This is a genomic window from Citricoccus sp. (genome assembly GCF_032154715.1).
In the GTDB taxonomy this organism is placed as follows: Bacteria; Actinomycetota; Actinomycetes; order Actinomycetales; family Micrococcaceae; genus Citricoccus.
Map to the genome: position 1 here is coordinate 1 of NZ_JALDXU010000041.1, position 26,957 is coordinate 26,957.

A 26,957-nucleotide genomic window follows, 5' to 3' on the forward strand; every position below is an offset into this window, starting at 1 on the left:
CTCCTTCCACTGGAAGGAGGGGGCCGGCGTCGTTCTACTGAAAGGGCCTGACGCTCAGAGCGCCGAGACGATCCAGATGATCAGGGCGATCGCGACCAGGATGCCCACGATGGTCCAGACAAGGTTGCTTCCACGCATGTTGCTACCTCCATTTCTTGTAGATCCTTCTCATTCATCCTTGCACGGGAAGCGCCCACGTCAAACATCGGAGCGCCAGTGTGGCGGCGGAGGTAGGAGACCACGGGGGCTAGGCGAGGTTGGCACCGAACAGCAGCCCCAGCAGATAGGTGACGGCGGCGGCGCCGAAGCCGATGAGCAGCTGGCGCAGGCCGCGCTTGAAGGGCGAGGCCCCGGAGAGCAGGCCGACCACACCGCCGGTGCACAGCAGGGCCAGGCCCACGAGCACCGCGGACAGAGCCACGGCGGGCAGGCCGCCCATCCCGAACAGGTAGGGGATCACCGGGATGATGGCACCGGAGGCGAAGAAGCAGAAGCTGGAGAACGCGGCACTCCACGGGCTGCCGATGGCCTCATGGTCGTCCGAGTAGTCCACCGGGCCCTGGGAGCCGTCCGGGTGGGCGGAGAAGGACGGATTGCAGTCGCAGCCGAAGTACCCGAGCCGTTCCTGGACCCGGTGGACGGCGTCCTCCTCGTTCATGCCGCGGGCCCGGTAGACGAGCACCAGCTCATTCTGGTCCAGGTCCAGGTGTTCGGCCGCCTCGAGGGTCACCTGGGTGGGAGAGGATGCCTCGAGCAGTTCACGCTGGGACCGCACGGACACGAATTCGCCTGCGGCCATGGACAGGGCCCCGGCCAGCAGACCGGCAACGCCGGTGAACAGCACCACCGAGTTCGCCACCCCAGTGGCCCCGATGCCCATCACGAGGGCGAGGTTGGACACCAGGCCGTCATTGGCGCCGAAGACAGCAGCTCGGAAGTTCCCGGCGAGCTGCTCGCGACCCCGGGACGCCAGCCCGCGGACGACCTCCTCGTGGATGGCCTCGTCCGCCACCATGGCCGGGGTGGCGTGCTGGTCCTTGGCATAGGGCGAATCGGATTCGGCACGCTGGGCCAGGGCGAGGATGAACACCGAGCCGAAGACCTTGGCCAGCCACCGCAGCAGGATCCGGTGCGGGGAGGGGCGGGGCGGGTTCTGGGCGTGTTCGCCGAGCAACAGCCGCCAGTGGTCCTCGTGGCGTTTCTCCGCCGTGGCCAGCCCCAGGAGGATCTCCCGCTCCGGGCTCTCCTTGCGTCGGGCGATGACCCGGTAGATCTCCGCCTCGGCGATCTCGTCCGCCAGATAGCGGCGCCACCGCCGGACCTGGTCCCGGCTGGGCTCGGCCATGGCGGGCGCGGGCGTGGCGTTGTCCTGCGAGTGGTTCATCGAGTTCCTCGGAGCAAGGCACCGACCGGCGTCACCCTGACAGGGTTCGTTCGGCCAGCGCGGAGTCTGGCCGAAGGTCTCGCTCGCCCAGACACCGTTGGCATCTGGGTGGGGCGCCGGGCCTCCCGTCGGGGGAAGCCAGTATGTCGACGCACCGCTGCATTCGCCCTGAGGGCGGGTGGGAACTACTCCCCTTCGACGTGTCCAGTCTACTGGCTTGCCACAGCTGTGACAAAGGTGGGAACGAGAGGCGAACCAGCTGTCTTAGATCGATGACAGGCTCGGACACGTTTACGCTGGGTGCATGACGACACCAGATCAGGAGGGCCCGCCGGCCCGCGGCCGGCTCGCGACCACCGTGCTCGCCGGCGGCCGGGAACCCGACCCCCGATTCACCCTGGCGAACGAGCGCACCTTCCTGGCCTGGATCCGCACCTCCCTGGCGCTGCTGGCCGGCGGCATCGCGGTGGAGGCGTTCACCGGGTCCGTCTTCGACCCGCTGACGCGCACGGTGCTCGGCACGGTGCTGCTGGGCCTCGCCGCCCTCCTGGCCCTGACGGCCGGATTCCGCTGGGTCCGCGTGGAGCGCGCCATGCGCCACGGCCGGCCGCTGCCCCTGCCGCTCATCGTGCCGGTGCTGGCCACCGGGGGCGCGGCGGCCGCCGTCGTGCTGCTGGTGTTCCTGCTCCTCCGGCCGGCCTGAGCCGTGCGCCTGCCTCCCGTCCGGCCGACCGCCGCGGCCCTGCACCAGGACCCCGGGCTGCAGCCCGAGCGGACCGTGATGAGTTGGGACCGGACCCTGCTCGCCCTGTTCGTGGCGGCGGCGATGTTCCTGCGCTGGTACGCCACGGTCGGCCTCGCGGCGCTGGCACCGGCCGGGCTGTGCGGGCTGGCGGCGATGGCCATCCACCTCACTCAACGCCGGCGGTATGGGCTGCAGTCCCTCGGCGTGGCCCGGGAACGGGTGGAGGCCGATGTCCTCTCCGTGCTGTGGATGGTGGTCCTCGTGATGGCCCTCGCCGCGCTCGGGGCCCTGGCGATCTGGGTGATCTGACCCTTACCCCTCAGTAGGGTCGACTACCCGGCGGCCCCGCACGAACTCCTCGGGAGCTCCCTCCACGGTGCGGCGGCGCCAGGCCGCCAGCACGGCGGGATGCGTGGGCGTGGTCAGGAGGCTGACCACGACGTACACCAGCGCCGAGGCGGCCAGGCCCACGTAGATCGGCTCATTGGCGTAGACGCCGGCGAACCGTTCCTCCGCCTGGATCTCCAGGGTGATCATGGTGGCCAGGGTGGCCAGGGTGCCGGCAGCCATGGACCACGCCGCTCCCGCCCCGGTGCCGCGGGACCACACCAGCCCTCCGAGGATGGCCACCAGCAGGCCGCCGACCAAGATGTCGTAGGCGATGGTCAGCGCGGCCACCACATCCGGGACCGCGATGGCCAGCGCCAGCACGAACAGGCCCAGTCCCAGCACCCACCACCGGTTGGTGTCCACGTCCTCCTCGAAGTCCTTCGCCTCGGCCGCATCGACCTCGGCCTGCGAGGATGCCTCGGCGGCGTCCAGACGGTGGGGTCGCCGGCCGGCGAGCAGTCCGCGCACCAGGGGCACGACGTCGGCCCGGGCCACGGTGGCGGCGGCAATGAGGGCGCCGGAGGCGGTGGACATCATGGCCGCCACGGCGGCGGCCAGGGCCAGCCCACCCAGGCCGACGGGCAGCAGTTGGGAGGCCACCGTGGCGAAGACGTCGTCGCGGACCTCGATCTGCGGAAGCGCGACCGCGGCGGCCATGCCGACGATCGCACCGGCCACGCCATAGAGGATGCAGTAGACGCCGGCCGTGCTTCCGCCCCAGCGCGCGACCTGCGGAGAGCGGGCGGTGAACACCCGCTGCCAGATGTCCTGGCCGATCAGCAGCCCCAGGGTGTAGACGACGAAGTAGGTGAGGATCGACTGCAGGCCCATCCCGCCGAGGTCGAAGAACTCGGCATCCAGGCGTTGTCCGAGACCACTCCAGCCACCAGCCTGCGCCAAAGACAGGGGAAGCATCAGGGCGAACAGGCCCACGGTCATGATGAGGAACTGGGCCATGTCCGCCAGCGTGATGGACCACATGCCGCCGACCACGGCGTAGACGAGGACGATGCCGCCACCCACCACGATGGACAGCCAGCGGTCCCACCCGAAGAGCACCACGAAGACCGAGGCGTAGGCGCCGGTGGAGGTGGCGGCCAGCATCAGGGTGTAGGCGAGCATGACGATCGAGGACACCTGCGTGGCCTCGGATCCGTACCGCAGGGTGAGCATCTGGGAGACCGTGAAGATCTTCAGGCGCTGCAGGGTCGGGGCGAACAGCAGGCTGAGCAGCAGGACGCCGACGCCGATGGCCGTGACCAGCCACAGCCCGGAGATCCCGTACTCGTAGCCCAGGCCGACGCCGCCGACAGTGGACGCGCCCCCGAGGACGAGCGCGCTCATGGTCCCGGTGTACAGGAGGGGGCCCAGGCGCCGCCCGGCGACGAGGTAGTCGGACGTGCCGCTGGTCCGGCGCCGGCCCCACCAGCCGAACAGCAGCATGCTGGCGAGGTAGAGGGCGATGATCACGATGTTCAACGTCTGCATGACGGGAGTCCTCTGTGCCGGTGTCCGGTCCCGGAGGATCACGGACGTCGTGGGTTGGGGTCAGGGATCGTGGCGGGACTATCACCCCGCACGTGTTGTGGGTCACATTCGTTGCGGTATACGATAAACCTATGTTTACCTCCAGACAACCTCGATGTCTGTGACCCGCACCAGGGAGGCCGAAGCGTGAAATCACTGCCCATCCGGCCCGCCGCTGCCGATCCGGCGATCGGGCGGCGCCTGCGGGCCCTGCGCCAGCAGCGGCGGCTGACCATGGACCAGGTGGCCGAGTTCGCCGGCCTCACCAAGGGATTCCTGTCCCGGGTGGAGCGGGACCTGACCAGCCCGTCCGTCTCCAGTCTGGTGGACATCTGCCAGGTGCTGGGGGTGGCGCCTGGGGCCGTGCTCGATGCCCCCGAGACCGGAGTCGTCCGCCTGGACGCCGCGCCGCACGTGAACCTGGGCGGGGACGGCATCACCGAACAGCTGCTCACCCCGCCCGGACGGCGCCTGCTGCAGATCATCCGTGCGGTGATTGCTCCCGGCGGTCGCGGTGAGGCGGAGCTCTACACCATGGACTGTGCGGTGGAGGCGCTGCACGTGGTCGCCGGGTCCTTCGTGCTGGTCACCTCGGACGGGGAGCTGCCCCTGGCGGCCGGAGACACCGCCACGTTCCCGGGCGCCGAGCCGCACAGCTGGATCAATCCCGGCCGCCAGGAGGCCGTGGTCCTCTGGACGCTGGTCGGGAGGGAGGCCCGCTGACCCCGCTACCACCTGGGCACCGTGCCCTGGTACGCCACCATTGCTACGAAAGGACCTGACATGCTCAACATCCCCCGCGTGACGGAGAACGGCCGTCTCGGACCGGTGAACTCGGCCGTGGTGCCGCGCTACAGCGGCGCTCCGACCTTCGCCCTGCTGCCGCGACTCGACGAGGTCGAGGGGACCGGCCGGACGGCCGACGTCAAGGTCGTCGGGGTGCCCTTCGACTCCGGCGTCTCCTACCGGCCCGGCGCCCGGTTCGGGCCGGGGCACGTGCGGCAGTCCTCCCGCCTGCTCCGCCCCTACAACCCCGCCACCGACACCTCACCCTTCGCGCAGGTGCAGGTGGCCGACGCGGGGGACCTGGCGGTCAACCCCTTCAACATCCACGAGGCGATCGAGGCCATCCAGGCCGATGCGATGGAACTGACCGAGGACGGAGCCTCGCTGATGACGCTGGGCGGGGATCACACGATCGCCCTGCCGCTGCTGCGGGCCGCCTCGCAACGGGCGGGGGCGCCGGTGGCCCTGCTGCACTTCGACGCGCACCTGGACACCTGGGACACCTACTTCGGTGCCGAGTACACGCACGGAACACCGTTCCGGCGAGCCGTCGAGGAGGGGATCCTCGACACCGAGGCCATCAGCCACGTGGGCACCCGCGGCCCGTTGTACGGGAGGAAGGACCTCGAGGAGGACCGGCGCTTCGGCTTCGGCATCATGACCAGTTCGGACGTGTACCGCCTCGGTGTGGACGAGATCGTCGCCCGGCTGCGTGACCGCGTGGCGGGCCGGCCCCTGTACATCTCCGTGGACATCGACGTCCTGGACCCGGCCCACGCGCCGGGCACCGGCACCCCGGAGGCCGGGGGCATGACCAGCCGGGAGCTCCTGGAGATCCTGCGCGGCCTGCGCGGCCTCGAGGTGGTGGGCGCCGACGTCGTGGAGGTGTCCCCGGCCTACGACCACGCGGAGCTGACCGGGATCGCCGCCGCCCACGTGGCCTATGACCTGATCGGTCTGCTCGGGGAGCGGGCATGATCACCCACCACCGCACCCCCCGCAACGGCGGCGACCTCGTGATCGAGACCCTGCAGGCCCTCGGCGCCCGCACCGTCTTCGGGATCCCGGGCCAGCACGCGCTCGGACTCTTCGACGCCCTCTCCCGCTCGGAGCTGCGCTACGTCTCCTCCCGGGTGGAGAACAACGCCGCGTTCGCCGCGGACGGGTACGCCCGGGCCACCGGCGAGGTCGGGGTGCTGTTCCTCTCGACCGGACCCGGGGCCCTCACCTCCCTGTCCGGGCTGCAGGAGGCGTACGCGACCGCGGTGCCGATGGTCGTCGTCGCATCCCAGATCCCGCTGTCCGGGCTGGGCGCCCGCCGCAAGGGCATGCTGCATCAGCTCGATGACCAGAAGGCCTCGGCCCAGAACGTGACCAAGACGCAGTTCAGCGTGCATCACGCCTCCGGCATCCCGTCCGCCATCCAGGACGCCTGGGCCGCGGCCATCACGGTGCCGCAGGGGCCCGTGTGGGTGGAGGTCCCGCAGGACGTGCTGCTCGGCGAGGTCCTGGTCCCACCCGTCGAGGACGCCCTGGCCGTGCCCTACGACCATCCACCCCGCCAGGAGCTGATCGAGGAGGCCGTGCGGTGGCTGGCCACCTCCCGACGGACCGCGATCGTCGCCGGGGGAGGGGTGCGGCGCTCCACCCGGGACGCCCGCCGGCACCTGCTGCGCGTGGCCGAGCTGCTGGACGCCCCCGTGGTCTGCACCCCCGGCGGCAATTCGGCCTTCCCCCACGACCACCGGTTGTCCCTCGGCTCCTGGGTGGAGGACCGTCACGTCACGGATCTGCTCGAAGACGCCGAGGTGCTGCTCGTCGTCGGCTCCTCGCTGGGGGAGGTCACCTCCAACTACTTCACCCTCGAACCGCGGGGCCGGCTCATCCAGGTCGACGCCGAACCCCGGGTCCTCGAGTCCAACTTCCCCACGCTCGGTGTGCGGGCCGACGCCGGCCAGGCCCTGGCCGCGATCTCCGCAGCGCTCTCGGCCGAGCTCTCGGCCGCGCAACCCGGGGTCGAGGACCCGCTGCGCGCCGACTGGCACGGGCGCAGCGCCTCCGAGCTGGTGGCCGAGACCCTCCGCAGGGTCGAGTCCCGGCTGGAGGGTCAGGAGCTGGCCCGTGAGCGGAGGTTCCTGGCGGACATCAGGGCCGCCGTCCCCGCGGAGATGCAGACGTACTGGGACATGACGATCGCGGCGTACTGGGGGTGGAACTGCTGGGACGCACAGTCGGGCGAGTTCCACTCCGCCCAGGGCGCCGGCGGTCTGGGTTATGCCTTCCCGGCGGCGATCGGTGGTGCGGTGGGGCTGGCCGACCTGGCTGACGCGCCGCAGGCCGGAACCGTGGAGAGTGCCCCCGGGGTGCTTGCGGTCGCCGGGGACGGCTCGGCCATGTACTCGATCGCCGAGCTGGCCTCGGCGCAACAGCACGGGGCGAACGTGACCTGGCTGATCGTGGACGACGGCGGCTACGGGATCCTGCGCGACTACATGGAGGGTGCCTTCGGGCGGGCCACAGCCACGGAACTGTACCGACCGGACTTCGTGGCGCTGGCCCGGTCCTTCGGGGTCCCGGCCGAGGAGGTGCCCGCGGAGGAGGTGGGCCCGGCACTCAGCCGGGCGTTCAATCGGCCGGGACCGGCCGTCGTCGTGGTCAGGACGCTGTTGAGGATGTGGGCGCCGAGTCACCTGGAGTAGCCGGCCGGCCGACGCAACTGATCCCCGGCGAAGCGTCAGCTGCCGGGGATCAGATGGTGTGGTGTGCGTCCTGCTGCTAGTCGAAGCGCTCGGGATGCTCACCGAAGATGAAGTGGCGGCCGGTGATCCTGGTGACCGTGACCTCTACAAAGAAATCCTTATACGTGGGGACCCAGGGGTCAATAGCCAGTGATTCGGCAAACTCGATCTCGTCCTCCAGTTCCAGCACGCGGGCGGTGCCACGGGCCAGAACGGACCACGCCTGGTCCGAGAGGATGCCGTCCGCCTCGAAGATGACCTTGGGGTTGATGGTCAGCTCGGCCAGCTTGTTGCCGGGCGCCGTGCGGAAGTAGACCTTGCGGTCAGCGGCTTTGAAGTTCACCGGCACGAGGTCCAGCTCGTCGTTCACCCGCAAACCGAGCCGCCCGTGGCGGGTGTTCTCCAGCAACTGCCAGCACTGGTCCTCGTCCAGGACGAGGATCGCCTCGTCATCCGGGTGTTCGAACATCATGGCCCGTCCTCCTTCATCCCCCTGCGGGGTGCCGTGCCCGGACCGGAACCATGGGTCGGAACGTGGAGGTCCCGGTCAGCGGGCACTTTCATTATCCCGTGCCGCGAGGGTTCCTGCTAGGGGCGGCTCAGATTCCGCCGCGCGGCGGGCGGTCACGGTCTCCTCCAGCACGCGGACCGCCGTCGGCGCCACCCGGCCCGGCGCCACGGCCACGTAGCAGGGGGCCAGGTGATCGGGGCGGCGTTCGGGGCCATCCGTGTCATAGAACAGGGCCAGGTAGTGGCCTCCGGCCCGGCGCACCAGCAACTGGCCGACGCCCACGTCCCACGGGTTGGTGTCCACCCCGAGGGTCACGTCCGCCCAGCCGATCGCCGTGAAGGCCAGCTCCAAAGCGCCGGAGACGGTCCTGCGGACGGTGGCGTAGGAGTCGACGAGGCGGCCGAAGCGTTCCAGCGCCACGGGACCGTCCAGGTTGAGGGCCTCCGCGGAGGGATAGGAGGTCACGAGGTTCATCGCGGCCTCGGCGGGAGGATCAGTGTGCACCGGGTGGGCCGCATCCACGCCCATGCCCGCGGCTTCGGCCCCGAAGCGCACGCCGTTGAGGTAGGCCCCGGCCTCGTCGGCGGAGAACTCGAGTTTGTTCACCGGGTCCAGCACCACGCCGGCCACCACCTCGCCGTCCACGGCCGCCGCGATGGAGAGGGAGAACATGGCGAAACCGTGGGCGAAGTTGGCGGTGCCGTCGATCGGGTCGACGATCCACTCGAGACGGTGCGCGTCGGGTAGGAGGCCGGGGGCCCGGCCGGATCCGGCGGGCCCGGGCGCGGTGTCCCGGGCGCCGCCCTCCTCGCCGATGAAGCGGCTGCCTGGCACGGCCTCGCCGAGCAGCCGGACCAGTTCGTCCTCGGTGGCGCGGTCATGCACCGTGACGAGGTCATGCGAGGAGCGCTTGGTGGCCAGGTTGAGGTCGGCGGGGAGGGAGCGGAAGGCGCGGACCAGTCGGGGGGCGCAGGCGGCCGCCGCGGTGAGGGCGATGCGGCGCAGTTCGCTGGGTGCTGGAAGGGCGCTCGACATGAGACCAGCCTAGCTGCCGGGTCTCGCCGTCCTGGCTGGGGCCTGCGCCGGGAGCGGACACAGCGGGACCCGGTGTGAACTCCGCCTGCGACGTGGTGAATACTGGGACTATGGCCGACCGGATTCCCGCAACGCACGCTGCTGCCGAGGACGCACCGCCGTCCCCCCTGGTGGAAGAACGGGAACCTCTCATCACCGAGCATGTGGCCACCATGCTCCAGGACCGGTGGCACGCGTTCCGCCGCAAGTCCGCCATCCGGCGGGGCCTGACGCCCACCATCATGTCCTTCACCGGCTACGGCACCACCGGCTGGATCCGGGTCCTCTCCCGCGTGGTGATGGCTCCGGACGAGGCGTTCGAGAACGGGCGCCGTCTGGCCAAGATGGTGGAGGACGGGATGCGGGGCTGGCACAACTTCACCTCACCCCCCGTGCCCTATGCGCTCGTGCAGATCACCGCCGGCGGCCAGAGCTTCACCGTCCGCGCGGACCGCGGGGGCCTGGTGGACGCCGTCGTCGAGGCTGAACTCGAGCCCGGCTGGCAGACCGTCACGCTGCAGTCCAACGGCAGCGAGCCCGCCACGAGCGACGTGTACATCGTGGACGACCACGTGGTCACCGGCGTGGTCTCGGATGTGGATGACACCGTGGTGGTCACCTACCTGCCGCGGCCCTTCCTGGCCGCCTGGAACTCCTTCGTCCTGGACGAGCATGCCCGCACGCCCACCCCCGGGATGGCCGTGATGCTGCACCGGCTGCTGGAGACGCAGCCCGCGTCCCCGGTGGTCTACCTGTCCACCGGCGCGTGGAACGTGGCCCAGACCCTGTCCCGGTTCCTCTCCCGCAACCTCTACCCCTTCGGGCCGCTGTTGTTGACCAGCTGGGGGCCCACGGAGGACCGCTGGTTCCGCTCCGGGCTGGAGCACAAGGTCTCCCAGCTGGACCGCTTGGCGCGGGATTACCCCGGCGTGCGGTGGCTGCTGATCGGAGACGACGGCCAGCACGACCCCGAGATCTATGCCGACTTCGCCCGCCGGCACCCGGACAAGGTGCGGGCCATCGTGATCCGGCAGCTCACGCCCTCGCAGGCGGTCCTGGCCGGCGGCCGTGCCAACGACCCCCGGGACACCACCCCGGGCGTGCCCTGGTGTTACGGGCCGGACGGCGCCACGCTGTCCCGCCAGCTCGAGGCCCTCGGCGTCCTGGACGCCGGCCGGACCGAGGCCCAGCCGCAGACCTGGCCGATGACCGCCCAGCTGTCCGTGGTAGCCCCAGAAGCCGGCCATGGACGCTGAACTCCGGACCGGCACGGTCGAACCACGGCCGGACGGCGGAGGCCCCGGGGTCCGGGTGGACGTCGCCCTGCGCTGGGGGGACATGGACGCCTATGGGCACGTGAACAATGTGAGGATCGCTTCCCTCCTCGAGGAGGCCCGCATCCACGCCTTCGGCGTGCCGGCGGGCACGGGTGCCGCCGGACGCCAGGCGCCGGTGTCCCTGCTGAACGGCGTCCCGGACACCGTGCAGGCCTTGATCTCCGAGCACCGGATCCGCTACCGACGGCCCCTGGAGTACCGCACCGTCCCGGCCCGCGTGTGGGTGTGGGTGGCCGCCGCGAAAGGGGCCTCGATCGAGGTGGCCTACTCCGTCCGGGACGGCGTGGACGGCACCGAGTGCGTCACCGCGGAGACCACCATGGTGTTCGTGGACTCGGCCACGGGCCGTCCCGTGCGCCTGACCCAGGAGCAGCGGGCGGCCCTGACCGGCCTCAGATGACGCCTTGGGCCAGCATGGCGTCGGCGACCTTGACGAAGCCGGCGATGTTGGCGCCGACCACGTAGTTGCCCGGGGCGCCATAGCGATCGGCGGTCTCGAGGCAGCGGTCATGCAGGTCGGTCATGATCTGCTCGAGCTTGTCATGCGTGTACTCGAAGCTCCAGGTGTCCCGGCTGGCATTCTGCTGCATCTCCAGGGCGGAGGTGGCCACGCCGCCGGCATTGGCGGCCTTGCCCGGGCCGAACAGCACGCCGGACTCGATGAACAGCTCCGTGGCCTTCTGCGTGGAGGGCATGTTGGCGCCCTCCGCCACGGCGGTCAGGCCGTTCTTGATGAGTCTCTGCGCGGCCTGCTCATCCAGCTCGTTCTGGGTGGCCGAGGGCAGGGCCACGGTGCCGGGGACGTCCCACACGCTCCCGTCGGCGACAAAGCGGGCGTTGCCGCCGCGCTGCTCCACGTACTCGGAGATCCGGCCGCGCTGGACCTCCTTGATCTCGCGGAGCAGGTCCAGGTCGATGCCGGCCTCATCCACCACGTAGCCGGAGGAGTCCGAGGCGGTGATGGCCGTGGCCCCGAGCTGCTGGGACTTGGCGATGGCGTTGAGGGCCACATTGCCGGAACCGGAGACCAGGACGGTCTGGCCGTCCATGGACTGGCCCTGGGTACGCAGCATCTGGTCCGCGAACATCACGGCGCCGTAGCCGGTGGCCTCCGGACGGACGAGGGACCCGCCCCAGGACATCCCCTTGCCGGTGAGCACACCGGACTCGAAGCGGTTCGTGATGCGCTTGTACTGGCCGAACAGATAGCCGATCTCCCGGGAGCCCACGCCGATGTCACCGGCGGGCACATCGGTGTACTCGCCGATGTGGCGGTAGAGCTCGGTCATGAAGGACTGGCAGAAGCGCATGATCTCGGCATCGGACCGTCCGGCCGGGTTGAAGTCCGAGCCGCCCTTGCCGCCACCGATCGGCATGCCGGTCAGGGCGTTCTTGAAGATCTGCTCGAAGCCCAGGAACTTGATGATGCCCAGGTACACGGAGGGGTGGAACCGCAGTCCGCCCTTGTACGGGCCGAGGGCCGAGTTGAACTCCACGCGGAAGCCCCGGTTGATCTGCACGGAGCCGTTGTCGTCCACCCAGGGGACGCGGAAGATGATCTGGCGCTCGGGCTCGCACATGCGGCGCAGGATGCCCGACTCGACGTACTCGGGATGGCGGTTGACCACGGGGCCGAGGGCTTCGAACACCTCGGTCACCGCTTGGTGGAATTCGCTTTCGCCGGGGTTGCGGCGGAACACTTCGTTCCGCAGGTTTTCCAGACCCTGTTCCATGTCCGTCCTCGCTTTCCTCGGTGGCGTCCCTGTGATGGGAGGGCATCCCCTGACAGGGAGCGGCCGGGACCACTGTACCGGCAGGTCTGCGGCCTGCCGAAAGCGTGACGGTGGCTGGCGCCGGGGCCCGGTCAGCCCTGCGGAGGGGCGGCGGGTTCGTCCTCCGTGTCGATGCTGGCCCGCTGCTGCGCGGCATAGCGGTGTCCGTGCACGGTGTCCTGGTTGATGATCGCCCCGATCCGGGCCACGTCCTCGGCGCTCAGAACCACCTGCTCGGCGGAGCGGTCCTCGGCCAGGTGTGCGGCCGACGTCGTCCCCGGGATGGCCAGGACGTCCGGTCCCTGGGCCAAGACCCAGGCGAGGGACAGGGACGCGAGGGTGGTGCCCAGGCGATCGGCCTCGGCGCGGAGGGGCTCCAGGAGGGCGAGGTTGGCCGGGTAGTGCTCCGCCGAGAACCGCGGCATCCGGTGCCGCAGGTCGCCCGGGGGAAGGGCCGCCGGGTCCCGCACCGCACCGGTGAGGAAGCCGCGTCCCACCGGGGAGAAGGCCACGAGGGCGGCACCGGTGCGGCGGCAGGCGTCCAGCAACCCCCACTCCGGGTTGCGGGTCCACAGGGAGTACTCGTTCTGCACGGCGGCCACCGGGTGCACGGCGTGAGCCCGTTCCAGGGTGGCACCGGAGACCTCGGAGAGGCCGTAGGCACCGATCTTCCCGGCCCGGACCATCTCGGCCAGGGCGCCGGCGCTCTCTTCCACCGGCACGTCCGGATCGAGCCGGTGCAGGTAGTAGAGGTCGATGAACCCGGTGCCCAGGCGCCGCAGGGAGTCGTCGACCTGGCGACGGAGGGTCTCCGGGCGGCCGTCGATCCCGCCGTCCGGTCCTCCGGTCAGCCCGCCTTTGGAGGCCAGGAAGACGTCCTGGCGGTGCGCTCCCAGGGCTCGTCCCACCACCTCCTCATTGTGGCCGGCGCCGTAGAGCGTGGCCGTGTCGACGTGGTCCACCCCGGCGTCCAGGGCGGTGCGGACCATCGTGACGGCGTCCTCGTCCGCGAGGAAGCCGGAATACCCGTGGTTGAGGTTCATGCAGCCCAGGCCGACGGGCCGGAGGGGGCGCCCGGCCAGCACGCGCGGGGAGGACAGGTCGGTGGTGAGGGCGGGAGCAAGGTTCATGGTTTGAGGGTAGGGGAGTGGCCGGTCCTCCACTCCACCGACGACCCGAGGCGCAATGTTTCCGCAGGGGACGTGGACCTCGTTCGAATCCGCCCAGCACTGGTGCTTGGCCTGAGCCGTCAGCGCGGCAGGAGCCAGCCGTCCCACCCGGAGCTCTGCTCCAGGTAGGTGCGCACGTAGACGTCATTCTGGCGGCGCCGGACGCGGATGGCGCGCTCGTAGTAGCCGACGAGCTGTTCGCAGAGCACCGGCCAGGTCCGTCCCTGTACCGACCGGAAGGCGGCCTCGGCGAAGGCGCCGCGCTTGACGTCGTCGTAGGCCAGGTCCCGGACCCGCTCGCGTAGCTCGTCCAGGTCCCCGGGCCGGTACAGCCAGCCGGTGCGGGACGCGTCCACGAGGTCGAGTGGGCCGCCGCGGCCCACCGCGACCACGGGCACACCGGAGGCCATGGCCTCCTGGATGGTCTGGCAGAAGGTCTCGGACTCCCCGGGATGCACGAACAGGTCGAAGCAGGCCACGTGGCGGGCCAGGTCCTCACCCCCCTGGAAGCCGGCGAAGTGCGCGCCGGGCAGCTTCTTCCGGAGCGCGTCCTTGAGGGGGCCGGAGCCCACGATCACCAGACGGGTGCCCGGCAGGTCGTTGAGAACGGCGAGGTCCTCGACCTGCTTCTCGGCGGCCAGGCGGCCGACGAAGCCGATGAGCCGCTCTCCGTTGGGGGCCAGCTCGGCGCGCAGGCCCTGGTCCCGCTTGCCGGGGTGGAACCGGTGGGTGTCCACGCCACGGCGCCACAGGTGCACCCGCTGGATGCCGCGGCCGTGCAGCTGGTCCAGGCAGAAGCTGGAGGGGGCCACAGTGAGCGTGGCGAGATCGTGGATGCGCTCCACCTGCTGCCAGAGGACCTCCTCGAGCCAGGGGAAGCCATAGCGGGCCGCGTAGTTGGGCACCTCGGTCTGATAGACGCACACGCTGGGCAGCCCGAGGGCGTGGGCCGCCTGCACCGCGCGCCAGCCGAGGACGAAGGGGGAGGCGATGTGGACGACGTCGGGGGCGAATTCCGCGAGGACGCGGCGGACCCGGTTGACGGTCCCGGCGGCCACCCGGACGCTGGTGTACCCCTGTAACGGGATGGAGGGCAGCCGGTGTACCGGATACCCCTCGACCTCGGCCGGGGCCTCCGCCTCCATCCACGAGCTGGATGGGGCGATCACCAGGACATCGTCACCCCGTTCCCGGAGGTGGCGGAGCACCTGGAGGATGGAGTGGGTGACACCGTTCATGTGCGGCAGGAAGGATTCTGCGATCACAGCGACTCTCACGGTCCCCATGATGACCGCCGCCGTCGACGGCAGACCCGCGGCGCGGTGGAACCGAGGTGGCGGTCCGGTGAACTCTCGGTGAGCCGCGCCGACCCGAGGGTGATTCCGGTACCGGCCGCCAGCCGGGTGGCACCATGGACGGTGACATGAACGCTCGAACCAGTCGCGCCCTGAAACCCCTGCCCTTGCCCCTGTGGATCCAGGGGGCGATCGAGGCACTCATCGCTGCCGTGATCTCCGCGATGCTCGTGCTGATCCCGCTCGTGGTCATCTGGTCCGGCGGCGGGTTCTCCGCCACCGGCATCGACTTCATCGCCAGCCTGGGCGGACAGACTTGGCTGGCCATCCACGGGGTGCCGCTGCACCTGAGCCTGGAATCGGGGACCACCGCGGACGCCCTGTTGACCGGCACCTTCTGGTTCCTGCCGTGGGGACTGGTGCTGTTGCCGTTCTTCCTGGGGTGGCGGGCCGGGCGGCGGCTGGCCCGGGCCTCCTACCGGGACCAGATCTGGCAGGCGCTGGCCGGCGGCGCGGTGGCCTACGCCGCCGTCGGCCTGGCCACCTCGCTGCTGGTGCCCGACGCCGCCGTGTCGGTCAACCCCGCCTGGGGGACGCTGATCCCCACGGCGCTGATGGTGCTCGCCCTGCTGGCGGGCGCCCGCCGGGAGGCCGGTACCTGGGCGCGGCTGATCGGCGTGAACCTGGCCGACCGGATCGAGCGGCTGTCCCAGCACTCGCGGTGGGCCGGCTCCTATGTGTGGTCCGTGGTCCGTGCCGGGGCCGTGGGGCTGATCGCGTCCTTCGGACTCGCCGCGGCCCTGATGGCCGTCCAGATCGGACTGCACTGGGCGGACATCGCCCAGGTCTATCAGGAGTTGAACGCGGGGATCTGGGGCGGTGCCGTCGTCACGGTGGCCCAGCTCGGCATCATGCCGAACCTGGCGATGTGGACGTTGGCGTGGACCAGCGGGGCCGGATTCAGCCTCGGGACCGGTTCCGTGGTGGCACCTCTGCAGACGCTGGTCGGGCCGCAGCCGGCCGTCCCCGTGCTCACCGCACTGCCCGTGGGGCTGGAGCCCGCATGGTCCTGGTTGTTCCTGCTCCTGCCCGTGGCCGGCGGTTTCCTGGCCGGCTGGTGGCTGCTGCGGGAGGGCGAGAACCATCTCGACGAGTGGCTCTCCCTGAAGATCGCCCGGCGCTGGGCCTCACTGACCCTGTCCACCCTCGCCCTCGGCGTGCTCGTGGCGCTGGCGACGGCGGCGCTCGCCATCCTGCCCTTCTGGCTGTCCACCGGATCGCTGGGCGTGGGCCGACTGACTGATCTCGGCCCCACCGCCTGGCTCGCCTCGGTGATGCTCGGTGGCCTCGTGGGGTTGGGCGCCATGTTCGGATACCTCGTCTCCCCGGCCTGGGAGAAGTACCAGTACGTGGTTCCGGAGGACTGGGACGACGAGGATGGCGAGGAGCCGGATTCCGGAGGAGACTCCGGACGGCGGTAGGCCCGGCTGTTGAACCTCTACCGGTGGCGGAGTGAGATTCCCGCGCCCGGCAGGGCGGTCCCGCCCAGCCGCTCCGTGTAGGTGCTGCTGCAGTTCTCCAGGGCGCGGTCCGTGAGCGCGGAGGAGGTGCACTCCTCGAACTGCTCGGTGGCATCCCAGAAGACGATCTGCGCCGAGGCCACGAATCCGAAGGTGGCGCAGCCGGCCATCGCCGCCGCCGTGGCGAAGCGCAGCACCCCAGGGGACTTCACGTGGGCCGTGCGTAGGAGCGCCACCACGCCCCAGACGAGCCCTGCCAGGGCGAAGCCCAGGGAGACGGCCTTCCACGGCAACGTCAGCACGGAGGAGAGGTAGGTGAGCAGCAGCATCCCGGCCACCCAGAGCAGTGCGTCCCGGAGGGAGCGGTACTTCTTCAGTTCTGGGTCAGTGCTGGCGGGATCGGTCTGGCTCACCGTCCCACCCTACTGGGGTTCAGGCCAGCCCCTGCTCCGTCAGCCAGGCGGTGGCCAGATCGGCGCTCGAGGCCTGGTCCTCCACGGACTGGCGGTTGAGGTCGATGAGCTCCTCGGCGGAGAGCTGGGAGTTGACCTCCTCGATCACGGCGGCCGCGTCCTCGTTGACGGCTTCAGAGACGATCGGCGTGACGTTCTGCGGCAGGATCAGGTTCTCCGGATCCTCGAGAGTCACCAGGTCCTGGGTCTGGATCGACGGGTCGGCCGAGTAGATGTCGGCCAGCTGGACGTCCCCGTCCACGAGGGCCTTCACCGTCAGCGGGCCGCCCGAGTCCTCCACCGGCACCACGCTGACGTCCACCCCGTAGACCTCCTGGAGCCCCTCGGGGCCGTAGGGGCGGGACTCGAATTCGGAGTTCGCCGCCACCGTCAACGGCTCGTCCACGTTCTGCAGGTCAGCGAGGGTGGTGAGCGAATGCTCCTCGGCGAACTCGCGGGTGACGTTGTAGGAGTCCTGGTCGGTGGCCTCGGCCGGCTCGAGGGCGCGCAGGTTCTCCGGCAGGACCTCGGCCAGCGCGGCGTGGATGTCCTCGGGTGTGCTGGCCGTCGACTCCGCGTCATAGTACTGGAGCAGGTTGCCGGAGTACTCGGGCAGGACGTCGATCGCCCCGGACTCGAGCTCGGGCAGGTACACCTCGCGCTGGCCGATCTGGTACTCGCGTTCCACGGTGAACCCCTCGGCCTCGAGGGCCTGGGCGTAGAGCTCGGAGATGATCTCGTTCGAGTAGTACTGCTGGGAGCCGATGACGATCGCGTCACTCGCGCCGCCGCCGGATTCCCCACCGGCCGAGGCCGAGGCCCCGCCGTCGAGCGGGTCCGAACTGCCGCAGCCCGTCAGGGCCAGGGCGGAGGCTGCGGTCAGGGCGAGCAGGGACCGGTGAGCGAGGGAAGAGCGGCGAGGCTTCGGAGTCATGGACATGAACTTACTGGGCCTGACCCTGCCGCGCCACCCGGACCCCGCGGGGGACGGCGGCCCGGCCGGCGGCGGCGAACAGCAGATCCAGCACGATCGCGAGCAGGACGACGATGAGGGAGCCGCCGAGCATCATCGCGTAATCCTGCGTCTTGAGCCCGAGGAAGAGGTAGCGGCCCAGTCCACCGGCCCCGACGTAGGCGGCCAAGGTGGCCGTGGCGATGACCTGGAGGGCGGCCGAACGCAATCCGCCGATCAGCAGGGGCAGCCCCAGGGGCACCTCGACCCGCCACAGCACCTGGGCCTCGGTGAGGCCCTGGGCCCGGGCGGCGTCGATCACCTGCTGGTCCACGGCTTCGAAGCCGGCATAGGCCGCAGCCAGGATCGAGGGCACGGCGAGCACCACGAAGGCGGTCATGGGCGCGGCGAGTCCGATGCCGAGCATCAGCCCCATCAGCGTCACGACGCCGAGGGTCGGCAGGGCGCGTGCGGCCCCCGAGACCGCCACGGCGATCCCGCGGCCCCGGCCGGTGTGTCCCACCCACCAGCCGACGGGGACGGCGATCACGGAGGCGATGACGAGGGCCAGCGCCGTGTAGCCGAGGTGCTCGAGCGAGCGGGCACCGATGCCGGAGGGGCCCTGCCAATTCGACGGGTCCAGGCACCACAGCAGGGCGTCCCAGAGTTGGTTCATGAGGGGGTCACCGCCCGGTCGGTCTGGTCGGTCTGATCGGTCTGATCGGCTCGATCGGCTGAAGCGGCTGAAGCGGCTGGATCGGGCCGGGACGACCGGCGGCTGGCCCGGCGGGACGGGGTGCGGGCCCAGGGCATGAGCAGCCGGCCTGCCAGGACGAGGAGGCGGTCCAGGGCCAAGGCCAGGGCCACCGTGAGGACGATGCCGGTGAGGATCTGCGCGAGGATGCCGCGTTGGAAGCCGTCCGTGAAAAGCATGCCCAGCGAGGGGATGCCGAGCACGGCCCCCACGGTGCACAGGGACACGGTGGAGACGGCGACCACCCGCAGTCCCGAGAGGATCACCGGTCCGGCCAGGGGCAGGTCCACCGCCAGGAACCGCCGCAGGGGCCGGTAGCCCAGGGCGGTGGCGGCGCTGCGGGCCTCGGGTGGAATCCCGTCCAGGCCGTCAGCCACGCTGCGCACCATCAGGGCCACCCCGTAGAGCGTCAGGGCGACCACCACGTTGACCGCGTCCCGCACCCCCGTCCCGATCAGCACCGGCAGCACGATGAACAGCGGCAGGGAGGGCAGGGCGTACATCAGCCCGGCACCGGTGAGCACGGGGCCGTTGAGGGGCCGGTACCGGTGGGCGAGCCACCCCAGGGGCAGGGAGATGAGCAGGGCCAGGACGATCGCCGGCAGGGAGGTGGCCACGTGGGCCCACAGCCGATCGGCGATCAGCGGCAGGTTGTCCAGGATCCAGCTCATTCGGCGAGTACCCCGGCGGGCCGGCCGTGCGGGTCCAGCAGCAGGACCGAGCCGTCCGCGGCGGTTTCGCGGTGCAGGGTGCGCTGGCCGCGGTCCAGGCCCAGGAAGTCCCGGACGAAGTCGCTGGCGGGGGCGGAGACGAAGTCCTTGGGGGTGCCCTGTTGGGCGATCCGGGCACCGGCCTGCAGCAGCACGATGTGGTCGCCGAGGGTCAAGGCCTCGTCCATGTCATGAGTGACGAAGAGGATGGTGGTGCCCAACTGGTGGTGCAGGTCCACCAGTTGACGCTGCAGGTCGGCGCGCACCAGCGGGTCCACCGCCCCGAAGGGTTCGTCCATGAGCAGGATCTCCGGATCGGCGGCCAGTCCACGGGCCACACCCACACGTTGTTGCTGCCCGCCGGAGAGCTGGGCGGGGTAGCGGTTCGCGAGCTCCGGGGCCAGCCCGACGAGGTCCATCATGTCGGCCGCCTTCCTCCGGGCGGCGGAGCGGTCCATGCCCGTGAGTCGGGGAACGGTGGCGATGTTCTGGCCCACCGTGCGGTGGGGGAGCAGCCCGGAGTTCTGCATGACATAGCCGATCCGCCGGCGCAGGGCCACCGGGTCCTGCCCGGCCACGTCCTGCCCATCCACGGCAACCCGTCCCTCGCTGGGATCGACCATCCGATTGACCATCCGCATCAGTGTCGTCTTGCCGCAGCCCGAGGAACCGGCCAGGACGGTCAGCGAGCCCCGCGGGACGGAGAGGCTGAAGTCGTTGACGGCCACTGTGCCGTCACGGAAGCGTTTGGTGACGGATCCGTAGGAGATCATGCGCCAACACTACTGGGACTGGGGCTGCCCGGTGCCGCCCTAGGATGGAATCCATGCGCATTGTGGCCCTCGCCTCCGGTTCCGGTTCCAACCTCCAGACGGTCATCGACGCCGTGGTGGCCGGCACTCTGGACGTCGAGATCGCCGCGGTGGGCGCGGATCATCCCGGCGCCGGCGCCCTCGCCCGCGCCGCGGTGGCGGGCCTGGAGACGTTCGTCGTGGACTTCGCCGAGTTCGCCGACCGGGCCGACTGGAATCACGCGCTGACCGCCACCACCGCGTCCTATGCGCCGGACTACGTCCTGTCCAGCGGCTTCATGCGGATCGCGGGGGAGGAGTTCACCACCGCGTTCGAGGGCCGGTACCTCAACACGCACCCCGCCCTGCTGCCGGCCTTCCCCGGCGCGCACGGCGTCCGGGACGCACTCCGCTACGGCGTCAAGGTCACCGGCTGCACCGTCCACCTCGCCGACGCCGGCGTGGATACCGGGCCGATCCTGGCCCAGGCCGCCGTGCCGGTGCTCGACACGGACACCGAGGAGGCCCTGCACGAGCGGATCAAGGTCCAGGAGCGCCAGCTGCTGCTCACGGTCCTCGGCGAGCTGGCCGCCGGTCGGACCCCTCAGGACTACGTCTCCCGCGCCTGACGCGGGGCGCTGTTGGCATGTGCCCACCATCACGGATAGCGTGTGCCGCAAGACACACTCACTATGAGCATAGGTATGGGACCCAGCATGGCACGGCAACTGACTCCACCGGCGGCGCCCGGCACCGGCGATGACCTGAGGGAGCGCATCGAACAGGCGCCGATGGGCGCCTACCAGTGGCTCATCATCGGCATCTGCACCTTCCTCAACGCCCTGGACGGCTATGACGTGCTGGCCATGGCCTTCACCGCCACCCCGGTGTCCGAGGAGTTCGGGCTCAGCGGATCCGAGCTGGGGTTCCTGCTCAGCGCCGGGTTGCTCGGCATGGCCGTCGGCTCCCTGACCCTGGGCCCGGTGGCCGACCGCATCGGCCGGCGCCACATGACGATCCTCGCCGTGGTGGTCAACGCCGCCGGCCTGTTCCTCTCGGCCACCGCCGGCAGCGCCTGGGAACTGGGCCTCTGGCGGGTGGTCACCGGCCTCGGCATTGGCGGGATCCTGGTGGGGACGAACGTCATCTCCTCGGAGTACGCCAACCGGGCGCGGCGTGGCCTGGCCGTCAGCATCTACGCGGCCGGCTATGGCGTCGGCGCGTCCCTGGGCGGGACCACCGCGGTGTGGATGATGGACCAGTTCGGTTGGCGCTCGGTCTTCACGCTCGGCGGAGCGCTGACCGTGGTGGCCCTGATCCTGGTGGTGGCGCTCATGCCGGAGTCGGCCGCCTACCTCTATAACCGGCGCCCGGCCCGGGCCCTGGAGAAGGTCAACACCATCGCCCGCAAGGTCGGCCAGACACCGGTCCGGGCACTGCCGGAGGTGACGGGCCTGGCCGCCGGGTCGGCGTCGGGAACGGGCGGTGACGCCGGGGCCGAGGCGGGCATCAGCGCCCTGTTCAGCCGGCGCAACCGGAACATCACGATCCTGGTGTGGGTCGCCTTCTTCGCCGTGATGTTCGGCTTCTACTTCGTGAACTCCTGGACCCCGCGGTTGCTGAACGAGTCCGGACTGACACAGAACCAGGGCGTGATCGCCGGCATCATGCTGACCATCGGAGGGACCATCGGCTCGCTGCTCTTCGGTGTGCTGACGGCCCGGTGGTCCACCCGGGCGACCCTGTTCTGGTTCACGATCGGCGCCGCGGCAGCGATCGTCCTGTTCATCTCCTCGGCCTCGATCGTCTGGGCCGTGTTCGCGCTCGGGGTCGTGGTCGGCATGCTGATCAACGGCTGCATCGCCGGGCTGTACGTGCTCACGCCGCAGTCATACTCCGCCTCGGTCCGCAGTACGGGTGCCGGGTGGGCGATCGGCATCGGCCGCGCCGGCGCCATCCTGGCGCCCATGGCCACAGGAGGCCTGCTCGACATCGGCTGGACGCCGCAGGCGATCTACATCGGCGTGGCGGGCGTGGTGCTCATCGCCACCGTGGCGCTGGGCTTCCTGAAGTCGGCGGACATCGAGGCGAACAGGGCTCCGCAACGCTCCGCCTGAGGCCGGTCCGCAGAAGAGCCTGAGGGTTCACGCCTCGGTCACCTCCAGCTCGCGGCCCTTGGTCTCCGGGGCCAGGACCAGCATCAGCACGCAGGCCGCGAGCACCAGCACGCCCGTGACCACGAAGGACCAGGCCAGGCCCACGGCCGGCACCAGATACGCCACGAACAGCAGCGGCCCCACCCCGGCGGCGAGGCGGGAGACCGCCGAGGCCCAGCCGAAGCCGGACCCCCGCAACTCCGTCGGGTACATCTCGGAGACGTAGGCGTAGAGCACCGGGATGGCCACCTGCACCACGAAGCCGAACGCGAGCACCAGGGGGAGCACCGCCGTCGGGACCTCCAGGAGGGCGGCCAGCACGACCAGCAGGAACGAGGAGACCACGGCCGCGAGCGCCAGCAGCCACTTGCGCCCGGTCTTCTCCACGAGCCAGGCGGCCACCACCACGCCCAGGAGCCCGACGGCGGCCATGGCGCCGGTCATGATGAAGGCCCGCGACTGCTCGTAGCCGGCATCGATCAGGAACGTCGGCAACCACTGCAGGGCGATGTAGTAGACGAGCATGAGGGTGAAGAACAGGGCCCATGCGGCGGTGGTGATGCGCCACGAGTACCGCCACAGCTCGGCCAGTTGCTGGCCCATCGAGGCGAAGGTCAACCGTCGCGGCTCCGGGACGGGCGGCATCACGTAGGCCCGCGCCTCGGCCCCGGTGCGGCGCACCATCTCATCGATCACGGCGCGCGCCTCCTTCTCCCGGCCCTGCTGGATCAGGAACAACGGGGACTCCGGGACGTGCAGGCGCACGAAGAACACCAAGAGCGCGGGCAGCACCATCGCCAGCATCGGCAGCCGCCAGTCACCCCACTGGGCCACCATCCAGGCGGAGAGGAAGCCGCAGGCGGCGGCCCCGATGGGCCACCAGCCGTCCATGGCGGTGAGTACGGTGCCCCGCTGCTTCCGCGGGGTGAACTCGCCCACCAGGGCGTAGTCCACCGGGATGCAGCCGCCGAGGCCGAAGCCGGCCAGGAAGCGGAACAGCACGAACCAGCCGATGTCCCCGGTCAGGACGCCGGCCAGGGTGAAGAGCGAGAACATCAGCAGGGTCGCGGTGAAGGCCTTCTTGCGGCCGATCCGGTCCGCCACCGTGCCCCAGACGAAGGCGCCCAGGGCCATGCCGATCAGGTTGGCCGTCCCGATCCAGGCGGCCTGGCCCGCGGTGAGCCCCCACTCCTCGCGTAGCAGCGGGATGAGCACGCCGTTGAGGGAGACGTCCCAGGCGTCGAACATGAAGCCGAGGCCGCCGATGAGGAAGACCCGTCCCTGGGTGTTCCACCGCCACGGCAGGTTCTGGACGATCTCCTCGCCCGTGGGCAGCGCCGAGGGCCGGTCGGGGCGGGTATCTTCTCTGGTCTCTGGTCTCACCCGGCCATTGTTCCACCGCTTGTTCCGTCGCGGCTCTGGGATCATGGGTCCATGGGTGAAACGGTGCAGGTGGAGATCGAGCGGAAGTTTGACGTGGACGGGCAGGCCTCCCTGCCCCGGCTCAACGGCGTGGGAGGAGTCGCCCAGGTGCGGTACCGCCCGCCCATGGCCCTCGAGGCCGTCTACTTCGACACGGCTGCGAGGGACCTCTCCGCCAACAACGTCACCCTGCGGCGGCGCACCGGCGGCACGGACGCCGGCTGGCATGTGAAGATCGGCAAGGGCGAGCGTCGGCTCGAACTGCACTCCGCGCTGGGCAAGGAGGATGCGGAGGACGTCTCCGCCGGCCCGGTCACGGTCTCCGTGCCCGCCCGCATCCTGGACCTCGTCCAGGTCCACGTTCGTGGCAAGCAGCTGGTGCCGACCGCCCGGCTGAACACCCTGCGCTCCGTGGTGGACCTCCTGGACGGTCAGGGCCGCCGGCTGGCCGAGGTCAGCGATGACCAGGTGGCCGCCATGGCCGTGGGCTTCCGCACCGAATCCCGGGTCCAGCACTGGCGCGAATGGGAGGTCGAGGTGGTCGACGCCGGCCTGGTCGCCGCCTCGGCGGGCGGCACGGATGCCTTCCTGGACGCCGTCGGGCAGGTCCTCCAGCCGGCCGGAGCGCGGCCCTCCGCGGTCGGATCCAAGGTGGAGAAGGTGGTCGGCAAGGCCGCGGACCCGCTGGATCCCCGGGCCCCGCTGGCCGGGAGCGGCGCCGCGGAGGAGCACGACGACGGTGCCCCGGCGGTCCGTGCGGTCCTGGCCGCCACGGTGCGGACCCAGCTGAAGGTCCTCAAGGGCTGGGATCCGCTGGTCCGCCGCGACGTGAAGGACTCGGTGCACCAGTACCGGGTGGCCTGCCGCACCCTGCGGTCCCTGCTCCAGACCTACGCCCCGCTGCTGGAGGCGGACGCCGTCGGCGCCGTGATCCAGGACCTGAAGAAACTCGGCAAGCTCCTGTCCGTGGCCCGTGATGCCGAGGTGGTGCGGGACCAGGTGCAGGAGAAGATCGCCGCGCTGCCCGGCGGTGCCCAGGGGGTGAACGCCGGGATGATCCCGGGCAAGACCGTCCGGAGGCTGCGGGGCGTGATGGCCCGGGCCTACGAGGCGGCTCAGGCACAGCAGGTCAAGCGCATGCGCACCGGCTGGTACTTCGAGGTCCTGGACCGGCTCGACGCCTTCGCGCTCACCCTGCCGATGCACCCGGAGCTGCCAGAGGCAGAAACCGCCGCTGCCGCCGCCATGGTGCCGCTGGCCACGGATCAGGTGGACGCGGTGCTGGCGCTCGCCGCCGCCGTCGGCAGTGAGCAGGACCGGGCACGGCGCCTCGACCTCATGCACGAGGTGCGCAAGGAGGCCAAGCGGCTGCGCTACGCCGTCAAAGCGGTCCAGGACGCCACCGGGCTGGATCTCGGTGCCGAGCTCGTGGCCCGGATGAAGACCGCCAAGAAGTTGCAGGAGGCCCTCGGCGATCACCGGGACTCGGTGATGTTCCAGGAGCACGTGCTGGACACCTCAAAGGTCGCGGCCCGGAAGGGCGAGGACACCTTTGGCTACGGGCTGCTGTTCGCCGCCGAGTTCGCACTGCAGGCCCGCACCGAGGCCGCGGCCGAGCGCCTGGTGGTGAAGCTGGCAGGGCACTGACCGTCATCCCCGACCGGTGTGGCCGGCACGGCTCTACACTGGACGCGCACGACCGCACGCACTGCCGACCAGCCACAGGAGCACACCCGTGACCATCCAGCTCGACCGTGTCCCGCTCAAGCGGGCCCTGATCTCCGTCTACGACAAGACCGGGCTGGAGGAGCTGGCCGCCGGGCTGCACGCCGCCGGAGTGCAGATCGTCTCCACGGGCTCCACGGCCCAGCGGATCGCGGGCGCCGGAGTGCCCGTCACCGAGGTGTCCGAGGTGACCGGGTTCCAGGAGTGCCTGGACGGGCGCGTCAAGACCCTGCACCCGATGGTTCACGCCGGCATCCTCGCCGACCGCCGCCGCGAGGACCATGTGGCCCAGCTTGAACAGATGGACGTCCAGCCCTTCGACCTCGTCGTGGTGAACCTCTATCCCTTCGTGGACACCGTCCGTTCCGGTGCCGGCCAGGACGAGGTCGTCGAGCAGATCGACATCGGCGGACCCTCCATGGTGCGGGCCGCGGCCAAGAACCACCCGTCTGTGGCCGTCGTCGTGGACCCGGCGAAGTACGGTGACGTGGTCTCCGCCGCCCAGCAGGGCGGCTTCGACCTCCCGGCACGGCGCCGGCTCGCGGCCCTGGCCTTCGCCCACACCGCGGCGTATGACAACGCGGTGGCCGCCTGGACGGCGGCCCAGTTCGAAGCCGATGATGACACCGTGGAGGTCAGTCTCTTCCCGCCCTATGCCGGCGTGACCCTGCAGAGGGCGCAGACCCTGCGCTATGGCGAGAACCCGCACCAGTCGGCCGCCCTCTACGTCGAGGATGGGGCCACCCCGGGCATCGCCCAGGCCGAACTCCTGCACGGCAAGGCCATGAGCTACAACAACTACGCGGACGCTGACGCCGCCCTGCGGGCTGCCTACGACTTCGACCAGCCGGCCGTGGCGATCGTCAAGCACGCCAATCCGTGCGGCGTCGGCGTCGGCGCCGAGGCCGGGGAGGACCCCATCGCCGAGGCCCACCGCAAGGCCCACGAGTGTGATCCGGTCTCCGCCTTCGGTGGCGTGATCGCCGCCAACCGCGAGGTCACCGCCGGCATGGCGGACACCGTCCAGGGCATCTTCACCGAGGTCGTCATCGCGCCGTCCTTCTCCGCCGAGGCCCTGGAGATCCTCTCCGCCAAGAAGAACATCCGCCTGCTGCGCCTGCCGGCGGGCTTCGCCCGGGACTCCGTGGAGTACAAGCAGGTCTCGGGCGGCATGCTGCTGCAGGCCCGGGACGCGGTGGACGCCGCCGGTGACGATCCCGAGACCTGGACCCTGGCGGCCGGCCCGGCCGCCGACCCGGAGACCCTGGCGGACCTCGCCTTCGCGTGGCGGGCCGTGCGTGCGCCGAAGTCCAACGCCGTGCTGCTGGCCAGCGGCGGGGCGACGGTCGGCATCGGTATGGGCCAGGTCAACCGCCTGGACTCCTGCCGCCTGGCCGTGGAGCGGGCCAACACCCTGGGGGCCGCCTCCACGGGCGCCCAGGAGATCACCACCGAGATCACGACGGCGGGTGGCGCCCAGAACGTGAGCGGCACCGGTGCGCCGGAGCGGGCCCGCGGGGCGGTGGCGGCTTCTGACGCCTTCTTCCCGTTCGCCGACGGTCTGCAGATCCTCATTGACGCCGGCGTGCGCGCCGTCGTGCAGCCCGGTGGCTCCGTCCGGGACGAGGATGTCATCGCCGCGGCCGAGGCCGCCGGCGTGACCATGTACTTCACCGGTGCGCGCCACTTCTTCCACGGCTGAGGTTCCCCAGCTCAGGCAGAACCCTGGCGGCGGTGGGGGGGGGGG

25 protein-coding genes are annotated in these 26,957 nt (G+C 70.7%); 12 read left to right on the forward strand and 13 right to left on the reverse strand.

The window, feature by feature from the left end; translation table 11 throughout:
- Nucleotides 1–247: 247 nt before the first annotated feature.
- On the reverse strand, nt 248–1,384 hold the full coding sequence (locus RUH65_RS08585) for a VIT1/CCC1 transporter family protein (RefSeq protein ID WP_313816946.1): 1,137 nt from the start codon (nt 1,382–1,384) through the stop codon (nt 248–250).
- Between the two features lie 304 nt (nt 1,385–1,688).
- Here RUH65_RS08585 and RUH65_RS08590 point away from each other — a divergent pair, with 304 nt between their 5' ends.
- The gene (locus tag RUH65_RS08590) at nt 1,689–2,087 is read left to right on the forward strand and encodes a DUF202 domain-containing protein (protein WP_313816948.1); all 399 of its coding nucleotides are present in this window, start codon (nt 1,689–1,691) and stop codon (nt 2,085–2,087) included.
- 3 nt (nt 2,088–2,090) lie between these two features.
- Nucleotides 2,091–2,438, forward strand: coding sequence for a DUF202 domain-containing protein (locus RUH65_RS08595; protein WP_313816949.1), 348 nt, complete (start codon nt 2,091–2,093; stop codon nt 2,436–2,438).
- A gap of 3 nt (nt 2,439–2,441) precedes the next feature.
- Here RUH65_RS08595 and RUH65_RS08600 read toward each other — a convergent pair whose 3' ends face one another.
- Entirely contained in the window at nt 2,442–4,007 is a 1,566-nt protein-coding gene (locus RUH65_RS08600; RefSeq protein WP_313816950.1) for a sodium:solute symporter, read from the reverse strand.
- Nucleotides 4,008–4,193: 186 nt separating this feature from the next.
- Between RUH65_RS08600 and RUH65_RS08605 the strand changes: the two genes are divergently transcribed.
- The 3 genes from RUH65_RS08605 to RUH65_RS08615 are packed head-to-tail and all read left to right on the forward strand — an operon-like array spanning nt 4,194 to nt 7,531.
- A complete protein-coding gene (locus RUH65_RS08605; protein ID WP_313816951.1) occupies nt 4,194–4,769 on the forward strand; it encodes a helix-turn-helix domain-containing protein in 576 nt (191 codons plus the stop codon).
- Nucleotides 4,770–4,829: 60 nt separating this feature from the next.
- Nucleotides 4,830–5,810, forward strand: a complete 981-nt coding sequence (speB, locus tag RUH65_RS08610; protein ID WP_313816953.1) for an agmatinase — start codon at nt 4,830–4,832, stop codon at nt 5,808–5,810.
- Complete coding sequence (locus RUH65_RS08615; RefSeq protein WP_313816954.1) at nt 5,807–7,531, forward strand: thiamine pyrophosphate-binding protein; 1,725 nt, start codon at nt 5,807–5,809, stop codon at nt 7,529–7,531. The genes speB and RUH65_RS08615 overlap by 4 nt, the downstream gene beginning before the upstream one ends.
- 76 nt (nt 7,532–7,607) lie before the next feature.
- Here RUH65_RS08615 and RUH65_RS08620 read toward each other — a convergent pair whose 3' ends face one another.
- Both RUH65_RS08620 and RUH65_RS08625 read right to left on the reverse strand, forming a co-directional pair.
- A complete protein-coding gene (locus RUH65_RS08620) occupies nt 7,608–8,042 on the reverse strand; it encodes a pyridoxamine 5'-phosphate oxidase family protein (RefSeq protein WP_313816955.1) in 435 nt (144 codons plus the stop codon).
- Between the two features lie 75 nt (nt 8,043–8,117).
- The gene (locus RUH65_RS08625; RefSeq protein WP_313816956.1) at nt 8,118–9,116 is read right to left on the reverse strand and encodes an inositol monophosphatase family protein; all 999 of its coding nucleotides are present in this window, start codon (nt 9,114–9,116) and stop codon (nt 8,118–8,120) included.
- A 110-nt stretch (nt 9,117–9,226) separates the two neighbouring features.
- Between RUH65_RS08625 and RUH65_RS08630 the strand changes: the two genes are divergently transcribed.
- Both RUH65_RS08630 and RUH65_RS08635 read left to right on the forward strand, forming a co-directional pair.
- Nucleotides 9,227–10,411: an App1 family protein gene (locus RUH65_RS08630; RefSeq protein ID WP_396179883.1), complete on the forward strand. Its 1,185-nt coding sequence runs from the start codon at nt 9,227–9,229 to the stop codon at nt 10,409–10,411.
- Nucleotides 10,401–10,892, forward strand: a complete 492-nt coding sequence (locus RUH65_RS08635) for a thioesterase family protein (protein ID WP_313816958.1) — start codon at nt 10,401–10,403, stop codon at nt 10,890–10,892. Before RUH65_RS08630 ends, RUH65_RS08635 begins: the two co-directional genes overlap by 11 nt.
- Here the strand turns inward: RUH65_RS08635 and gdhA are convergent.
- From gdhA to RUH65_RS08650, 3 genes are all read right to left on the reverse strand, one after another.
- On the reverse strand, nt 10,885–12,225 hold the full coding sequence (gene gdhA, locus RUH65_RS08640) for an NADP-specific glutamate dehydrogenase (RefSeq protein WP_313816960.1): 1,341 nt from the start codon (nt 12,223–12,225) through the stop codon (nt 10,885–10,887). The genes RUH65_RS08635 and gdhA overlap by 8 nt on opposite strands.
- A 131-nt stretch (nt 12,226–12,356) precedes the next feature.
- Complete coding sequence (locus RUH65_RS08645) at nt 12,357–13,394, reverse strand: aldo/keto reductase (RefSeq protein ID WP_313816961.1); 1,038 nt, start codon at nt 13,392–13,394, stop codon at nt 12,357–12,359.
- 119 nt (nt 13,395–13,513) lie between these two features.
- The gene (locus tag RUH65_RS08650; RefSeq protein WP_313816962.1) at nt 13,514–14,710 is read right to left on the reverse strand and encodes a glycosyltransferase family 1 protein; all 1,197 of its coding nucleotides are present in this window, start codon (nt 14,708–14,710) and stop codon (nt 13,514–13,516) included.
- Nucleotides 14,711–14,856: 146 nt separating this feature from the next.
- Between RUH65_RS08650 and RUH65_RS08655 the strand changes: the two genes are divergently transcribed.
- Nucleotides 14,857–16,209: a DUF6350 family protein gene (locus tag RUH65_RS08655; RefSeq protein ID WP_313816964.1), complete on the forward strand. Its 1,353-nt coding sequence runs from the start codon at nt 14,857–14,859 to the stop codon at nt 16,207–16,209.
- 17 nt (nt 16,210–16,226) lie between these two features.
- Here the strand turns inward: RUH65_RS08655 and RUH65_RS08660 are convergent, their stop codons facing one another.
- The 5 genes from RUH65_RS08660 to RUH65_RS08680 are packed head-to-tail and all read right to left on the reverse strand — an operon-like array spanning nt 16,227 to nt 19,889.
- Nucleotides 16,227–16,661, reverse strand: coding sequence for a hypothetical protein (locus RUH65_RS08660; RefSeq protein WP_313816965.1), 435 nt, complete (start codon nt 16,659–16,661; stop codon nt 16,227–16,229).
- A gap of 19 nt (nt 16,662–16,680) precedes the next feature.
- A complete protein-coding gene (locus RUH65_RS08665; RefSeq protein ID WP_313816966.1) occupies nt 16,681–17,634 on the reverse strand; it encodes an ABC transporter substrate-binding protein in 954 nt (317 codons plus the stop codon).
- A gap of 10 nt (nt 17,635–17,644) precedes the next feature.
- Nucleotides 17,645–18,328, reverse strand: coding sequence for an ABC transporter permease (locus RUH65_RS08670; protein WP_313816967.1), 684 nt, complete (start codon nt 18,326–18,328; stop codon nt 17,645–17,647).
- On the reverse strand, nt 18,325–19,077 hold the full coding sequence (locus RUH65_RS08675; protein ID WP_313816968.1) for an ABC transporter permease subunit: 753 nt from the start codon (nt 19,075–19,077) through the stop codon (nt 18,325–18,327). The genes RUH65_RS08670 and RUH65_RS08675 overlap by 4 nt, the downstream gene beginning before the upstream one ends.
- The gene (locus RUH65_RS08680) at nt 19,074–19,889 is read right to left on the reverse strand and encodes an ATP-binding cassette domain-containing protein (RefSeq protein WP_313816969.1); all 816 of its coding nucleotides are present in this window, start codon (nt 19,887–19,889) and stop codon (nt 19,074–19,076) included. Before RUH65_RS08680 ends, RUH65_RS08675 begins: the two co-directional genes overlap by 4 nt.
- 53 nt (nt 19,890–19,942) lie before the next feature.
- On the opposite strand from RUH65_RS08680, the gene purN reads away from it, so the two are divergent.
- Nucleotides 19,943–20,536 (forward strand): phosphoribosylglycinamide formyltransferase, encoded by a 594-nt coding sequence (gene purN / locus RUH65_RS08685; protein ID WP_313816970.1) that lies wholly within the window; start codon nt 19,943–19,945, stop codon nt 20,534–20,536.
- Nucleotides 20,537–20,623: 87 nt separating this feature from the next.
- Entirely contained in the window at nt 20,624–22,024 is a 1,401-nt protein-coding gene (locus tag RUH65_RS08690) for an MFS transporter (protein WP_313816971.1), read from the forward strand.
- 27 nt (nt 22,025–22,051) lie between these two features.
- On the opposite strand, the gene RUH65_RS08695 is transcribed toward RUH65_RS08690, so the two are convergent.
- Nucleotides 22,052–23,446, reverse strand: a complete 1,395-nt coding sequence (locus RUH65_RS08695; RefSeq protein WP_313816972.1) for an MFS transporter — start codon at nt 23,444–23,446, stop codon at nt 22,052–22,054.
- Nucleotides 23,447–23,497: 51 nt separating this feature from the next.
- On the opposite strand from RUH65_RS08695, the gene RUH65_RS08700 reads away from it, so the two are divergent.
- Both RUH65_RS08700 and purH read left to right on the forward strand, forming a co-directional pair.
- A complete protein-coding gene (locus tag RUH65_RS08700; protein ID WP_313816973.1) occupies nt 23,498–25,132 on the forward strand; it encodes a CYTH and CHAD domain-containing protein in 1,635 nt (544 codons plus the stop codon).
- Between the two features lie 88 nt (nt 25,133–25,220).
- Nucleotides 25,221–26,912, forward strand: coding sequence for a bifunctional phosphoribosylaminoimidazolecarboxamide formyltransferase/IMP cyclohydrolase (gene purH / locus RUH65_RS08705; protein ID WP_313816974.1), 1,692 nt, complete (start codon nt 25,221–25,223; stop codon nt 26,910–26,912).
- Nucleotides 26,913–26,957: the final 45 nt, after the last annotated feature.